The organism is Maribacter spongiae (assembly GCF_047345125.1).
Lineage (GTDB): Bacteria > Bacteroidota > Bacteroidia > Flavobacteriales > Flavobacteriaceae > Maribacter.
The window spans coordinates 42642-59275 of record NZ_JBLFEQ010000005.1; the positions used below are offsets into that span (position 1 = coordinate 42642).

Here is a 16634-nt window from a genome sequence, read left to right on the forward strand (position 1 = left end):
TTAAAATAATAAGGGTAGAATAAAATGGGTCATAATGAGTCCGCCGGCAAAAAAACCGATAACGGCGATCAAGGACGGTAACTGTAAATTACTTAGACCCGTAATAGCATGTCCAGAAGTGCACCCACCGGCGTAACGTGTTCCAAAACCTACCAGAAACCCGGCAATAATGAGTATAAATATCCCTCTGAGACTTAAAACAGAGTCCCAAGCGTAAATTTCTTCCGGTAAAAGGGTTTGTCCCGCATTCTTAAAATTTAATTTTTCCAGATCCGCTATGGTTTCTGGATTTAAATCGATGATCGACCCGTCGGATATCAAATGAACACCAATAAAGCCTCCAATAATCGCTCCCAAAACAAGGGTCAGGTTCCATTTTTGTGACCGCCAGTCAAATTTGAAAAAATCCGCATATTTTCCTGCTCCGGAAATAGTACAAAAAGTCCTGAGGTTGGAAGACATTCCAAAAGTTTTTCCAAAGTAGACTAAACTCAAAAGAACAGCGGAAATTAATGGTCCGGAAATATACCAGGGCCAAGGCTTTAAAATAAAATCCATGGAGGAACGATTTGTAAATAAACACCAAGTTCCTTAAAGTTTTTTAAAACGCCAAATGTTACGCCCTTGAATTAAAAGAAGAATTTAAAGCACATATAAATACATAATGATAAAAGCCATGGCAAAGCAAAAGAAGATAAAAAAGGCCAGAAAATGATGGTAAAAGAAACTAAAAAATTGAATCAGCCATCTTTGTAGGTTTTCGGTAAGAATTGAAATGGTCTTCACTTTTCTAAAATTTGGAAAGTTAAAGATCCGTCGAAAACCAAAATTTAAGGAAAATAATAGCCCAAGGTATAGTTTTGGGGGTAAAGAGACACCGTTCTTTTTATATTTCGATAAAAAGTATTTTTAATGGGATAAAAAGAAAAAACCCCTTATCGATAAGGGGTTATATATTATAGACTATTGTATTGGTGTCGGAAGATGTCCAAAAATTATGGAATGTCCGCTAGACCTGAGGTACACCACCCAAGCGTTTTTCAATTTTCTTTTTCTTGACCGTAAGCCGCTTCATTACGTCCATTAAATTGGAATCCTTGGTCTCTTTGTAAATTTCGTTTATACGCAATATTAAATCCTTAGCCTCTCTTGAAGCCTCAACCCTGTCACTGGTAGACATATTGCTCATTTTTCTATTCTCAAACTCTTCGGCTTTTTCGAGTAATTCCATCGTAATTTTTTGTCAAAGTTAGCATAAAAATCAAATTATGCAATTCTTTGTCGATTGTTACTCCTTATGACATTATTTGAATAACAAATTTGTGAATAATTTAACTAATACAAAATATTAAGGATCAAAAGGAAAACAATTTTGATTTTCGTAGCGAATATTCTTTGTTATTAAGAAATTGTTATGAAAATTAAATGTATCGAACATGAATCCAAGCATGCCTATATGTTTCAAATAATCGGATTTCACATCCAATCCTAATAAGACCTCTAATATTTTACCGTAATTTGTTATAAGTTGTACATTTTTAAATTATTGAACGATAGTTGTATTACAGGGAAAAAGAATGAAAATATCCTTTTGATAAGAAGTTTTGAACGAGTTCAATAATATTGGTACTATGTATTGAAAAAATTATGAGACCTTAAGAGCTAGTTTATGGGTCGACTCATAAACCGATAAACTTTTTAACCTATAGACATATATGTGATTATGAGTAATGTCAACTTGTTCAGTGATTTTAACCCTGTTTCCGCAAAGGAATGGAAACAGAAAATTCAGTTTGAGCTAAAAGGGGCGGATTATAACGAAATTTTGGTATGGGAATCCCCGGAAGGGATTAAAGTAAAACCTTTTTATCATTCTGATGATGCCATTGGTACAAGGACCAACAATAAGAATACTTCAGGTTGGTCCATTGGTCAACATATCTATGCTGGGAATGCGGATGCGGCAAATAAGAAGGCCAAAAGTGTTCTGCAAAGAGGAGTTGAAAGCCTTCAGTTTAGCATTCCATCGAAGGCCGTGAAAATTTGCGGGATATTGGATGGAATCAATATTGATAAGATCCCGGTTTATCTGGAACTTCAATTTTTATCATCGGAATATACCAAGTCCATAATCGATCATATGGGGGGGGGCAAAAAGAACGGTTATCTGAATATTGATGTTATCGGTCATTTGGCCCGAACGGGAAACTGGTTTTTTAACCGGGATAAAGACTTTGGGATTTTGGATGGATTATTAGATTATGGGCATGAAAACGTATTGTGTGTCAATGCCACCCTCTACCAAAACTCCGGTGCCAATATCGTTCAGCAGTTGGCTTATGCGTTGGCCCATGCCAATGAGTATTTAAATGCTTTTGCCCATAAAGGGAAAATTGGGATTATACAATTTAAGGTCGCGATCGGCACCAATTATTTTTTTGAAATTGCAAAGCTCAGGGCATTACGTTCACTATGGGAGATTCTGGCGACCGAATACGGTGTTTCCAAAGATTGTCATATCATAGCGGTACCTACCAAAAGGAACAAAACGCTTTACGATCACAACATGAATATGCTACGGACAACAACGGAATGTATGTCCGCAATTTTAGGCGGTAGCAATATGGTCTGCAACATGCCTTATGATGCTGTTTATCATAAAGACAATGCATTTGGGGAACGCATATCCTTGAACCAATTATTGCTTTTAAAGAACGAAAGCTATTTTGATAAAGTGAATAATGCAGCCGATGGGGCCTATTACATTGAAGCATTGACACAACAATTGGCCCAAAAAGCACTTGAATTATTTAAAACGATAGAAGCGGGCGGGGGTTTTTTGAAACAATTAAAAAATCATGTGATCCAAAGAAAAATAAAGGAAAGTGCTTTAAAGGAACAAAATAAATTCAATATGGGTCAGGAAGTTCTGGTGGGGACGAACAAATATCAAAATGAATCGGACAAAATGAAGGATATCATTGAACTGTACCCTTTTGTAAAAAAGAATGCCCGTAAAACATTACTGACACCTGTCATAGAGAGACGATTGGCGGAGGAAATAGAACAGATGCGTTTAAAGGATGAGTAGAAAAAACCTGCAACATATAGAGCTGGAAGATAGCAAGTTAAAAGTAGAGGGCTCAAGATTCAAGGTTCAAAGTTCAGGATTTGGGGCTCAAGATTTAGAAGGGGTTAAAGAATGCTTTGAAACCGCTGAAAAAATCAGGATAAAGCCTTCATATGCCGGTAGTGATATTGCGGATATGGAGCATTTGAATTTTGCTGCCGGGATTCCGCCATACTTGCGGGGTCCATATGCTACAATGTATGTACGGCGACCCTGGACCATTAGGCAGTATGCCGGTTTTTCAACGGCCGAGGAAAGCAATGCCTTTTATAGAAGAAATTTAAAAGCCGGACAAAAAGGGCTGTCCGTTGCTTTTGATCTGCCTACACATAGAGGTTATGATAGCGATCATGAGCGAGTTATAGGTGATGTAGGCAAGGCGGGCGTAGCCATTGACACTGTTGAGGATATGAAAATCTTATTTGATGGTATTCCGTTGGATAAGATGTCGGTTTCCATGACCATGAACGGTGCCGTGTTGCCCATTATGGCTTTTTATATTGTTGCCGCTGAAGAACAAGGCGTTCCATTGGATCAATTGACAGGTACCATACAGAATGATATTTTAAAAGAGTTTATGGTGAGAAATACCTATATCTACCCACCCGAACCTTCCATGCAAATAGTAGCGGATATCTTTGATTATACCAGTAGGTTTATGCCCAAGTTCAACAGTATAAGTATCTCTGGCTACCACATGCACGAAGCTGGTGCCACTGCGGATATTGAACTGGCCTATACTTTGGCCGATGGTCTGGAATATATTAAAACGGGCCTTAAGGCTGGTCTGGAAATCGATAATTTTGCACCACGGCTATCTTTCTTTTGGGGTATTGGCATGAATCATTTTATGGAAATAGCCAAAATGAGGGCGGCACGGATGTTATGGGCAAAATTGGTAAAACAATTCGATCCGAAGAATATGAAATCCTTGGCGTTACGTACCCATTGCCAAACCAGTGGATGGAGCCTCACGGAACAAGACCCCTTTAATAATGTTGCCCGTACTGCCATTGAAGCATCCGCGGCCGTTTTTGGAGGAACACAAAGTTTGCATACCAACGCTTTGGACGAAGCTATTGCCTTACCCACGGATTTTTCCGCCCGGATAGCCCGTGAGACACAAATTTTCTTACAGGAAGAAACAAAGATTACCAAAACGGTAGATCCTTGGGCAGGCAGTTACTACGTGGAATATTTGACCGATGGGTTGGTTAAAAAGGCATGGGTATTATTGCAGGAAATAGAAGAACTGGGCGGGATGACGAAAGCGATCGAAGCGGGCGTTCCCAAAATGCGAATTGAAGAAGCTGCGGTAAAAAAACAGGCACGTATCGATAGCGGAGAAGAGGTGATTGTCGGGATAAATAAATATCGATTGGAAGAGGAAGAGGACCTACAAGTTTTAGAAGTGGATAATGATGAGGTGCGGAGACAACAGGTAGACCGACTTGTGAAACTTAAAATGGAAAGAGATGAAAAAGCGGTAACTTTATGTTTGGAGCAACTTGCCAAAGCGGCCAAAGAAAAGCTTGAGGGCAAAGGAAACAACTTGCTTGATCTAAGTGTTAAAGCTGCCAGGGCAAGGGCAACCCTTGGTGAAATAAGCGATGCCCTTGAACAGGCCTTTGGAAGGCACAAGGCCGAAATCAAATCATTTATCGGAGTATATGCGAAAGAAATGAAAAAAGACCCATCTTTAAAAAAAGCAATGAAACTATCAGATGAAATTGCCGAACAGGAAGGTCGGAGACCCCGCATTATGATTACTAAAATGGGACAAGACGGGCATGATCGGGGAGCAAAGATTATAGCTACTGGCTACGCTGATATTGGTTTTGACGTGGATATTGGCCCGTTGTTTCAGACCCCGGAAGAGGCCGCTAAACAGGCTGTTGAAAATGATGTCCATATTCTGGGGGTGTCATCATTGGCGGCAGGTCATAAAACATTGGTGCCCGGTGTTATAGCAGCACTCAAAAAATATGGTCGTGAGGATATTATGGTCATAGTAGGTGGCGTAATACCCAAACAGGATTATGACTATCTATATAAAGCGGGAGCAGCAGGAGTTTATGGCCCGGGAACCAAGATAACCGATGCTGCCATTGAGATTTTAGAAATGTTAAAGGATTGATTTTAGTAACAAAATTATACGCTTTAATCTTTTATAAGCTTGGGCAGTGTCTCCTTTGGAGGTAGGGAATGGTCTATGTTCTTTGGCTTTTTAGAAATAGGCCTTATTATAAAACTATACCGGTAGTTCTGTGATGGTAGCCTAAAGGCCTTATGGGGAATGGCCATCATGGACCAACTATCATCACCTCCAACACCCATTTGCATATGATCTATATTCAGGGTAATGAAGTTTCTGTTCGGTAAATCGGCAATATGACCTCTACGATCAGATAGGTCTTTCATACTATAAGGCCATGCACTTACATTAAATGGTTCCGTTCCCAGAATTTCCATTCCTTTTCCATCGGTATCCGTCAAGGAAGCCCATCGTACCTCTACATAATTGTTGCTTTCCTGTGGTCTTACGTATTGGAAGAAATCCTGTTTTACGGATTTTATGTATCGGCCGTGTGCGGCACTGGTAAGTCGGTCCGAATAATTTTCGTGAGGCCCCCTTCCTAACCACTCCATGGTGTCATAAGTATCATTTAACTGTACTTGCATACCAAAACGTGGTAGATCGGGCAGTGCCTTGGAAGGGGAAAGATCATTGCTCACCTCAATTTCGCCATTACCGTATATCGTATAGGTCAATTTAAGGGTACCCCCTTTATCTGTATTATCCCCCTGTTTTGGAGGAAGTTGGTACACGGCCTTAACGATTACACTTTTAGTTTGTTCTTGGTTAATGTTCAAACTTTTTAAGACCATGTTTTTCGTTATATTTTTCCAGTATTCTTGTCTTTTTGGCATTTTAGAGCCAAAATCATTATCTGTGGGAGGTCTCCAAAAATTTGGTGCTAAAGGACTTTTTAACATTTCTTTGTTGGACATTTTCAGGGAGGAGAGGTAACCGTTGTTCTTATTAAAACCGACAACAATTTTTTTGGTGGTTATTTCGATATTTTCATCGGTCTGTTTAATTGCAACAGCTTTGATGTTATCCCAATTTTTGCTTTCCGCTTTCCGATAATAAGGAAGTTCAAATTGTTCCCAAGAAGTTTCATGGCCTGCTTTGGCCCAGGAGAAATCTTTATTGAGTTTTAGGCTAATGGTGATGTAGTATTTGGCACCAGGCTTTATTTTAGGTTTTTTGTAAGCTATTTGTAATGTGCTTTTTTCCAATGGCCCGAGTTCTGGGGTAGGTGCGGTACCTTTTTGGATTACCTTTCCATCTTCTTCCAGTTTCCAATCCAGCTGGTAACGGTCCATATGGGCAAAATGATGTCTGTTAAGGATATTAAAAATGCCTTCTTTTAAGTTTACAGAAGTTATTTCTATAGGTTGATGTACTTTTTTTGCCTCCCATGTAGCAGGTTTAGGCGTTTGGTCAGGTGAGATAACCCCGTTGTTGTTGAAGTTTCCACTATGTATTTTTTCTCCAAAATCACCACCGTAGGCCCAATATTCCTTTCCATCTTTATTTTTGGTCAGTATAGCACCATCGGTCCAATCCCATATAAAGGCACCTATAAAACGCTTATGGGCTTTAATGGCCTTCCAAAAAGACTGGAAATCCCCTAATGAATTGCCCATGGCATGGGCATATTCGCAATAGATTACCGGGCGTATATCTTCCGGGTCATTGGCGAGTTCCAGCATATGGTCAAGCCCGCTGTACATACGACTTTTGATACCAACATATTCCGGATCTTTTCCAGCGTTGTCCCAATCGTCATTTTGAGCTCCCTCATAATGTACGATCCGTGTTGGGTCGTAATCTTGTACCCATCCGCTCATTGCCGCATGGTTGGGTCCCATTCCACTTTCATTGCCCAAAGACCAAAAGACAATGGATGGATGGTTTTTATCGCGTTCTACCATACGAACGGCACGTTCCACAAAAGAATAGGCCCATAACGGATCATTGGCCAGTTTTCCCGTAATGCCATGGGTTTCCAAGTTAGCTTCGTCAATAACATATAGCCCATATTTATCGCATAGTTCCAACCAATAAGGATTATTGGGATAGTGGGAGGTCCGCACCGCATTAAAGTTGAACTGTTTCATCAATAGAGCGTCTTTTTCCATGATTTCCCGGGAGACTACCTTGCCTGTGTGTTGGCTATGGTCGTGCCGATTGACTCCATATAACAGAACGGGCTTACCGTTAACGAAAAATTCACCATCGCGCAACTCGGTTTCCCTAAAACCGATTTTGGTACTTCTGGTCTCAACGATACTCCCTTGGTTATCCTTTAACGATAATACTAAAGTGTACAGGTTGGGAAATTCCGCGGACCATTTTAAGGGGTTTTCTAGTTGTGTTTCTAACCAGCCGAACTTTACATTGCCCCTTTGAGGATACCATTCATTGGTCAGTTCGCCAACGTTTCGGGACATTTTTTTCTGTAAGACCGGATTGTTGGAAGCGTCATAGAGCTGGGCTTCGATTATCCAGTTTTCAATAGTTTTTTTATCCTTGGTGTTAATTTTGGGGCGAATGGAAAGAACAGCATCTTTATAATTTTCATCTAAATCGGTCCTAATATTAAAATCATAGATAAATGTCCTAGGTACCGCTTCCAGATACACATCTCTATGGATTCCGCTCAGTCGCCAATGGTCCTGATCTTCTAAATAAGAACCATCGCTCCATCTAAATACCTTGGCGGCCAATACATTTTTACCTTTCTTAAGGTACGGGGTGATGTCAAACTCCGCCGGAAGCCGACTGCCTTGGCTATAACCAACTTTTTCTCCATTGATCCATAAATAAAATGCCGAGGTTACACCGCCAAAATGGATGATTACTTTTTTATCGGACCACCCATTGGGTATTGTAAATGTGGTTCTATAAGAACCTACGGGGCTATCATCCTTTGGGATATACGGAGGGTCAACAGGCTCAAAAGGGTAGGTGACATTGGTATAGATAGCTTGCCCATAACCATGGAGTTCCCAATTTGCGGGTACAGGAATTTCGTTCCAATCGGAAACATCAAAATTTGGTCTTTCAAAACCCTCTATACTTTTTTCCCGTACCGGGGCAAAACTAAATTTCCAGTTGCCATTAAGGCTTTTATATCTGGAACTTTCCTTTCGCAGGCCTTTTATGGCCATTGTTTCGTTAGGGTAGGAGATAGAAGTAGCTCTGGCGGGCAACTTATTAACACCAATTACCAAAGGATTTTCCCAATCGTTCGGTTTTTGGGCGTTTAGTCCTATTCCTGTGAGTAGGAAAAAAAAGAGTAAAAAGATAAAGGTGGTATTCTTCTTCATTTCAGAAATGTATTTGATAAGCCGATCAGGTATGAAAAGTACAAATATTTACCTTTCTAAAGTGTGTATAAAATGGACTATTTAGTGGTATTTTTTATATGAACTCATCTTGACTTTTAATATTTAACTGAAAATGAGTTAAAATTTATCCAGACGAGGTACTTTTTGAAATGCACCTGCCTTCCGGCAGGTAGGTAGCAGCGATACGGATAAGGAAGTTCTAAATGATAAGTATTGGCCAACATTCTCTTTCTTGGCTACAACATTATAACCGTCTATGGTTTTCTTGACCAGTTTTGCATCGGTAGTGGAGAAAGTGGTTCGGTTTTCCCGTACCGTAATGTTGAATAACACCATTTTGTCCTTTGCCCTTTTATCACAAAGCTTTATCGAATAGACAAAAAACCTCTTAATGTCTCGTTCCCCAAGTTGTACGTACGTTTAAGCATAGGAGAACCCGCCATGGGCGTTGATGTGAACCCCTTTGTCATCTGGCCTGAACTTACCCGGATGGTAACTTGAGGAGGGTTTTTTCCTCATTCTATTGCTTTGTTATTGAGTCATATAAACCCATTTAACTTTTTTATTGTAATTGAAAATTCCCTTTTTCATTTCCTGTTGATGCTCTAACCATATTGAATTACAGAAGGTAGTGTTGGTCCTATTTCTTTTTTAACACCACGGCAAAACCTCCACCTTGCTTCATGGTTACTTTCATGGAATTTGATTTGGTGAGGTTCTTCTTTTCCACTTTATAATCCCCAGCTATCCTATTGGCATTGATACCGTCTAATAATAAGGTAGCTTCATAGTTTCCCGAATCCAAAAAGGACAGGTCGATATCGATTTCCCTTTCGGTCCAATTGTTGAGCCCGCCAATGTACCAATCGTTTCCTTTTTTACGGGCAATGACCACATATTCACCGATCTTTCCTGATAGGGCCTTGGTATCGTCCCAGGAAACAGGGACTTCAGATAGGAATTGGAGCAAATCAGGATATTTTTCATACTGGGTAGGAGAGTCGCACAACATTTGCAAAGGCGCATAATACACCACATACATCCCTATCTGGTGCATACGGGTACCCTGACTCATAGGGTTGGACCTGTTTATGTAAAAGTTGCCCTTGGTACTGTTGTTCATGGCTCCGGGCGTATAATCGATCGGGCCGGCCAACATACGGGTAAATACGATATCCACATTGTGGGAAGGGGTAATGTCCTTAGCGAATTTGTTGTATTCGTTGCCCTTTACCCCTTCAAAATTAATGACATTGGGATACGTTCTATGAAGTCCCGTAGGTTTGCTTGCCCCATGATAATCCACCAATAATTGCCGTTTGGCAGATTCGGCGGCAATCCGCTCATAAAAATTAATTGCCAATTGGTCGTCCCTATCTATAAAATCGACCTTGGTGCCAGCAACGCCCCATTCTTTAAATTGATCCAAGGCATCGGTCATCTGTCGGTCCAAAACCTTCCAGATACACCAAAGAATAATTTTCACCCCTCGTTCTTCACCATATTTTACCAAATGAGGGACATCGATATTGGGAACGGGCAACAACAAATCAAACTGATCAGACCAACCCTCGTCCAAGATGACGTATTCAATATTGTTTTTGGCAGCAAAATCAATGTAATATTCGTAAGTGCGATTGTTTACCCCGGTCTCAAAATCAACTCCCTCCAGATTCCAATCGTTCCACCAGTCCCAAGCCACTTTTCCAGGCTTGATCCAGTCCGTGTTAATTTTTGATGGGCGTGCCAATTTATAGACCATATCGGAATCGGCTAAGTCTACGTCGTCTTCACCAATAACCATGGCCCTCCATGGAAAAGCACGTGTACCCCGGGTCTTGGCTATATATTTTGCTCTCTCTACTACCCTTTTGCCAAATAATCCCCAATTACCATCTTCAAAAGATAAGGGGTATTGAGGAAATAAACCCACCAAGTATGAGCGATCATGGCCATCTTCACGCTTTAAGTATAGCCCCGGATAGTCGTGTACATCGGACTCTATCAGGGAAACCTTGAGATTGCCTTCATCAACAACGAGGGGAAGTGAAACATAATCCTTTTCCTTTAAATCATTCAAAAGGGTTCTTGTATAAGGCTTTTCAAAAGAGGTCTGGAAATCACCCACGACATGGGCGTATAATTTATGGTTCTTTCTGAATCGATAACCTACCTCTTCATCTTTGATGGTAATGCCCTTTTTGAACCGAGTGATGAACCGATAGGCAACCCCATCATCATAGGCCCTGAAAACCAAACTGTAATTCCCTTCAAAATCCAACTTCAATTCATTGTACGCTTCCTTAATATTTTTACGGATTCCCCATACGGTTTCAATGGTGTTTGAAACGGATTGTGTGGCACTATTGACCATTTTGGGGCGATGGCCCAATACTGTACCATTGCCCAAGGTCATGGAAATGGGGGAATACCATACCACCTCCTGATTTCCATAATCCACGGCATAATAGATTTTATCCGTAAATTTTACCTTAAGTTTTATATTGCCCTCTGGTGAAGTGATTTGGTGGTCTTGGCCTTTGGATTCTATAATACCAAAAAGGCAAATTATAAATAGTAAAAACTTAGTTGACATCTTCATAATATTTAGTCTTAGGTAATGTTTAGGGCTATTTAAAATCCAGTAATTTTACTTCGCCCGGCTCAAGAACAAGTTGCAAATCATCTCCATAGTTAAGTGTAGTTTTAGAAAAAGAACTCGCATTGTCAAGGGGAGAAGATACGCTATAATTTTTTTTACCCAAAACAAGACCCAATTGCCTTTTCAATGAAATGGTATAGGTTTTTTGTTCTTTTGATGGATTGTGAAACGACAGATATCCCCCGTTAGTGTTCCAGGCCGAATATCCATATACTTCACCTTTTTTTGGATCGCCCCCATGCATTCTTGCCCTTTTAAAATAAGGAAAAGCATCATGCGCCCATTGTAGTCCTTTTGCCAAGGTATCCCAATCTTCTTGTGAAAGTTCTTCGGTCTTGATATACAGTTCGACAAATCCCGTACCTCGAGACAGGTTCATGAGCAAATACTGTTCAAAAACCTCTTGACTTTCTCCTGTTTTGGTCTTTTTTGGTTCATGGTTAAAGACAGAGTGTATTGGAAATTGGGTGTGTTCTTTTTGCCAAGTATCGTAATAAACACCATCACGATAGACCATTTCTTGGGTACGATTACTTCCATCGGCAGCATCACCTGCATTAATCATCCAAACAGCGTCAATATACATTAACCACCATGGACTTAAATAGGCTCCGTTTGAAATAACGACGTAAACATCAGGATTGATTTCGTGTTGTTTTTTGAACAATTTCATGAGGCGTTCGGTGCCTGCTACCAAATAGTAAGTTTTGAGTTCATCATATTTCGGGTCGTTTAAGAGAGAATCTGAGGGCATTAGATTTTTGGTATCTAATTGTGGCATGCTGGGTACCCCGTAATCACTACCATTAAGTTCAAATTCGCGTGTATATAAATGACCAAAAATACCATCTAATTTAAAGTAAGTTACACCTGTATTGGTCAATTCTAAAATCCGGTCCTCAAGCAACTGCATGTATTTGGGGCCTGCCATTGACATCCACTTTCCTAAAACCTCAAAACCTTGTTCCTTATATCTTTTTGCAGCAGGTTCAGCTCCAAAAAGGCAACCAGGACTCATCCATAACCCCAAATTTGAATTGGCATTTTGCACATTGTTGACACTGGTAGCAAAATCGGTATCGAATTTTTTATTGACCTTCCAGGTTTTGTCCGACCAATCGGCCTTCACATCTTGCCAACCATCGTCAATTACATAAGCCTTTAATGGAGGCACACCTCGTTCCGTGACCAATTTCTGATGGATTTTGGCAACACTTTTACCAAACTTCTCCTTATCGACCTTATCCCAAAAATCGAACCAACTGTTGTACTGTACTTGCAAACGAAGTGGTCTTACCCTAATAATATCTATATAATCGAAGAAAGCATCTTGTATAAACTCCCCAGAATCTGCTGTACCCATAACGGCCTTATAACTAGTGTAGGTTTCGTTGGCCGCAATCTGTTTTCCCCATTGGTAACCACAATAGCCCTGACCATCTTTTACAAAGTTATAGGACGCGGGAAATTCAGTACCCCAAAAGGTGGCAGATGACTTACTGAATAGGGGTTGCCCCAGACCAGGTTTCCATTGTGCATCTGCTTGCGCAGTGATTTTCTTGATTTTATAGGCTTGTTCAATACCTGGGATGGCGATTTGATCGACATCTATGCGCTCTAAAGTAATCGGTTTTTCGGAACGTATTTTTAGGTATTTCCTCGAATAAAAATCAGTCTCTTGCAATTCATAATGTACTTCTACTTCCAATTGGTGTACACTGTTCTCCAGTAAAAAGGAAAGTTTTGAAGGGCTCTCTTCTAAAGTGCGCACAAAAACAAAGTCATTTGAATTTAATATTACATCGGTTCCTTCGACATGGGTTCCTTCAGAGATGCGGAGACTGAATTCCCCACTGGCCGAAACGGCTATTTTTTTTCCAGCTATTTTGTTATTGACCTCTAGGGTCCGAAGCTGCTGATTCTCAATTACCAGCGTTCTTGAAACATATTTGTTGCCTATTTCAAAAATAGGTTTTTCGGTTTTACAACTAAATGACAAGATTGTCACGAATAGAACCAAAACCGTTGACCATCCCCGTATTTTTAAGGTGTTTGCTGTAGAAATTCCGTTCAACAACTGTTGTTTTTGTACCATCAGATTTTGTTTATATGTTTAATCAATATTCAAATACAATTGCATTTGTTCAAATTGTTTAGAACATTTTGAACAAATGCAATTAATCTGCCATAATCTCTTATTCCACAGACACACGGACACATTACTATTTTGCTCTCTCCTAGTTATGCTTTAGTTCGGTTTCAAGTATTCCAAATTTCCACGGAAGGCTCCAATACTTATCTGGAGTATAGTTTTCACCTCTTTCATTTGCAATAATCCCTTGCATTAAAAACTTAACATTAATTGGATCATATTCTATTTCTTGATTATAGTTAGTTCGTATCATCTCGCCATGAGACACCTCTTCTGGCCAACCTTTGTTTTCTTTATTGATCACAAGAAGTGGTTTAGAAGCATAGTCAGCATATTTTACTTGCCATGGACCTGCAATATCTTTAGAGTGATAAAGAGAATAGGAACGTATTCTACTTTTTTTCATATTGGAAGTTTCATAAATCATATGATACTCATTCATTCCTTTGGCTTTATAAATATGAGCTGCTTCTCCAAATTCAATATTTGGACTCTCAACAAGCGCAATGGGATTATTTAAATCGAATCCGATCGGAAAATCTTCAATTTTGGTGCGAACAGCATATACTGATTTGTAATTACGAGAATAGGTCAGGTAAGCATAGTTTTTATCACAAACCACATAAAAATCTACCCAATCGTTTTCTTCGAATTTTTCAATAAGAGGTTTTGGTTGTGTCCATGATGTATAATCTTCAATATTATCGGTTGTTGAATAAAGTGGTTGTACATTGTTCCAATATCCTTGAAAAACTAGATACCATTTTTTTTGAGGCTCAAAATAAAACACCTGAGGAGCTGCATACTTTTTAGCCAAATTCTCTACGTTTGAGAAAACCAACATATTTCGCTCTCCTTCATTAAGGTCAGACAATTCTGAAGCATTGGTGTAACCTATTTGAAGCTCATCTGGTCCGCCAAATGCGGTATAAAATAAGTGCCATTTATTGTTATAATGGACAATGCTTGGATCTTTAACAGAAACATCATCAAAGCTATTTTCGCTGCTGGCTTTAAAAACAGGTTTGTTTACCGTCCAGGAAATTTGATGTTTGCTCTGTCCGTAACAACTACCATTCATTCCTACGATGAATAGTATATATAATAGGATTTTTAAATTATTCGGCATAATGTTTTTTTATAAAACTTATATGTATCCGTGGTTTTACCAATATAAATTACCCCTCAACTAATACTCAAAAACAACACCAATATGCCCCTTCATTTTTGGAACGGTTACTTGTACCTTGTTTCCTTTTTGACGGAATTTGACCGATTTTTTGTTTGGAACGGTATAGCACTTTTTAACTTTTTTAGGAACATTAATTTCTAAATCGATATTATGAAGAGGCACAATATCTTCAATTATTTGGGCAATACCCCTTTGAATAGGAACAGCATATAACAAATGGGCCACATAACGATTTTTTTGAGGTTGGTGCAATAGGTTAACCCTTCCGGCACTCGGTAAATCTGTACGTACCATTGGTTTGGTGTGCACCAAATCTAAAGCGTTTCTAAAAATATCACGATGTACCTTAGCACCTACTTCAAAATATTGTTCTCCCAACGGATGGGCCACATAGACCATGTTGCCTTTTTGGATAACACTGGGATGTGTTGCCTTTTCCATTTTGTACGGAGTGTTCCGGTGCGAACTATAGTGTTTTAGTGTTCTACTAAAGTAAGGTTCGTGAATATGCCCTAAAACTTTAGTCCCTGCTTTTGCGGCAACTCTAGTTGCTGGAACATAATTCAAATATGGCGATCTTGGTAAATTTTTTGCAATGGCATCACCTACCAAGGTATAATCAATGTCGTAATTGGCGGGGCCAACGTAATCGGCTCCAAAATCTACAGTGAACTGCGCCGTATCACGATCCAAAGTTCCGTCGCCCATAATCAACAATTTTCCACCCCGCTCTATAAAGGCATCTACTTTTTGCTGCTGCTCAGACGAAAGAGCTACGCCATCATTCAAAATAAGGGTTTCTAGATTGCTCCAATCTTTAATATGGTTTACTATTACAAAATCGAGCTGTTCTTCCAGTAACATTCGAACTGTACCCTCATCACTGGGTTTCTTAAAGGAAAGTAATACCCCAAGGTTCGCTACATCTTCACTCTCTACTCCATAATCCTCAATTTTTTGTACATAATCAAAGGCATAACCTATGTTTTTATAGGTTTCGGGTTCCATAACCCCTGAAGGATGCAATTGATCTCCAAAGTTTGCCCTTGCTCCAAAAGCAACCATTGATGCCGCTTCGTACCAAAGTGCATCTTTATTTTTAAAACCTCCGAATTCACCCCAGGCGGTATGGAATTTTCCGCTCATAGCCACTACAGGTTTGTCCAAAGGGTTAAAAAATTTGGCCCGCATGGGGAATACATCATAACCGTCCCATGTGGTAGGCAAATCTTCCAAATCTTGTTTGGTATTATATTGGTACAGGGTATCGTTAATTACATTAGTAAATCGGAAAGAGGTACTCCAATTGTAAAAAATAGAAGCATTTGGCTTGTGTTTCTCAATAAGGGTATTGGTCTCATCAAAAAATTGCTGCATTTTCTTTTTGTGGTGCTCCAAAGCTTCTGCTTCATTATCTGGATTCACACCATTCTTTTTCATATCGGCGATACTGGCCGGACTGTAATTAGGACCATCCATGGGAATGAGGTCGAACCAATATCCGTCAAGGTCATAGTTCTTCAATAATTCTTCGGTCTGTTTTAAAATCAAATCTTTGTAGGTTCCTTCTGGGGAAAGCAGGGTCCAGAAAGTATAGGGCAGAGATTCGTTATGGTCACCTGCATTGATCTGGGGCAATGGGGTGTTGATTTGGCAGTACGTCTTTCCTTCCTTATTGATTACGGCCCACTCTGGGTGTTCGGCATAATCGTTTTGGGACCATCCTATGGCAAAATAAGCCTGTACCCGTACCCCGATTTCATGGCAGGCCTCGATTTGTGCCTTTAACAAATCAAAGGAAAGGTGTGGGTGTTTGTTTCCGGCTTTAGTATCATAGTAACTCCAACCATGATGGCCTTTGGCAAAGACATTGATGGAATTGACCTTGCCCAATTTCAAGGCTTCCTGAAACTGCTTTTTGTCAAACTTTTCCCCTATTTCCGTAATATATTCGGAGGTGTGAAAATCTAAATGTACCTGTCGGGTACCTTCGTCTTGTGCCTGAGCTAGTTGCAGCCCCAATACAACTACTAATACTGATAAAAGATGTTTCATGATATTATTTATTATTATTGAT

10 protein-coding genes are annotated in these 16634 nt (G+C 39.7%); 2 read left to right on the plus strand and 8 right to left on the minus strand.

Annotated features, from left to right (window positions below; translation table 11 throughout):
• Together ACKWB9_RS08345 and ACKWB9_RS08350 are read right to left on the minus strand one after the other, a co-directional pair.
• Window positions 1-558 carry a YeeE/YedE family protein gene (locus ACKWB9_RS08345; protein WP_414002557.1) on the minus strand — a complete coding sequence of 186 codons (558 nt, stop codon included), beginning with the start codon at window positions 556-558 and terminating at the stop codon, window positions 1-3.
• A gap of 451 nt (window positions 559-1009) precedes the next feature.
• A complete protein-coding gene (locus ACKWB9_RS08350) occupies window positions 1010-1231 on the minus strand; it encodes a hypothetical protein (RefSeq protein WP_414002558.1) in 222 nt (73 codons plus the stop codon).
• 492 nt (window positions 1232-1723) lie between these two features.
• On the opposite strand from ACKWB9_RS08350, the gene ACKWB9_RS08355 reads away from it, so the two are divergent.
• Entirely contained in the window at window positions 1724-3091 is a 1368-nt protein-coding gene (locus tag ACKWB9_RS08355) for a methylmalonyl-CoA mutase subunit beta (protein WP_414002559.1), read from the plus strand.
• On the plus strand, window positions 3084-5267 hold the full coding sequence (gene scpA, locus ACKWB9_RS08360; RefSeq protein ID WP_414002560.1) for a methylmalonyl-CoA mutase: 2184 nt from the start codon (window positions 3084-3086) through the stop codon (window positions 5265-5267). Before ACKWB9_RS08355 ends, scpA begins: the two co-directional genes overlap by 8 nt.
• A gap of 23 nt (window positions 5268-5290) precedes the next feature.
• On the opposite strand, the gene lacZ is transcribed toward scpA, so the two are convergent.
• The 6 genes from lacZ to ACKWB9_RS08390 all read right to left on the minus strand — a co-directional run bounded on the left by lacZ (window position 5291) and on the right by ACKWB9_RS08390 (window position 16612).
• Window positions 5291-8530 carry a beta-galactosidase, LacZ type gene (gene lacZ, locus ACKWB9_RS08365; protein ID WP_414002561.1) on the minus strand — a complete coding sequence of 1080 codons (3240 nt, stop codon included), beginning with the start codon at window positions 8528-8530 and terminating at the stop codon, window positions 5291-5293.
• A gap of 138 nt (window positions 8531-8668) precedes the next feature.
• Window positions 8669-8887 (minus strand): hypothetical protein, encoded by a 219-nt coding sequence (locus ACKWB9_RS08370; protein ID WP_414002562.1) that lies wholly within the window; start codon window positions 8885-8887, stop codon window positions 8669-8671.
• A gap of 304 nt (window positions 8888-9191) precedes the next feature.
• Complete coding sequence (locus tag ACKWB9_RS08375) at window positions 9192-11147, minus strand: glycoside hydrolase family 97 protein (RefSeq protein WP_414002563.1); 1956 nt, start codon at window positions 11145-11147, stop codon at window positions 9192-9194.
• Window positions 11148-11181: 34 nt separating this feature from the next.
• On the minus strand, window positions 11182-13308 hold the full coding sequence (locus ACKWB9_RS08380; RefSeq protein ID WP_414002564.1) for an alpha-galactosidase: 2127 nt from the start codon (window positions 13306-13308) through the stop codon (window positions 11182-11184).
• A 142-nt stretch (window positions 13309-13450) separates the two neighbouring features.
• Window positions 13451-14494 (minus strand): non-reducing end alpha-L-arabinofuranosidase family hydrolase, encoded by a 1044-nt coding sequence (locus tag ACKWB9_RS08385; RefSeq protein WP_414002565.1) that lies wholly within the window; start codon window positions 14492-14494, stop codon window positions 13451-13453.
• A gap of 60 nt (window positions 14495-14554) precedes the next feature.
• The gene (locus ACKWB9_RS08390) at window positions 14555-16612 is read right to left on the minus strand and encodes an alpha-L-fucosidase (protein WP_414002566.1); all 2058 of its coding nucleotides are present in this window, start codon (window positions 16610-16612) and stop codon (window positions 14555-14557) included.
• Between the last annotated feature and the right edge of the window lie 22 nt (window positions 16613-16634).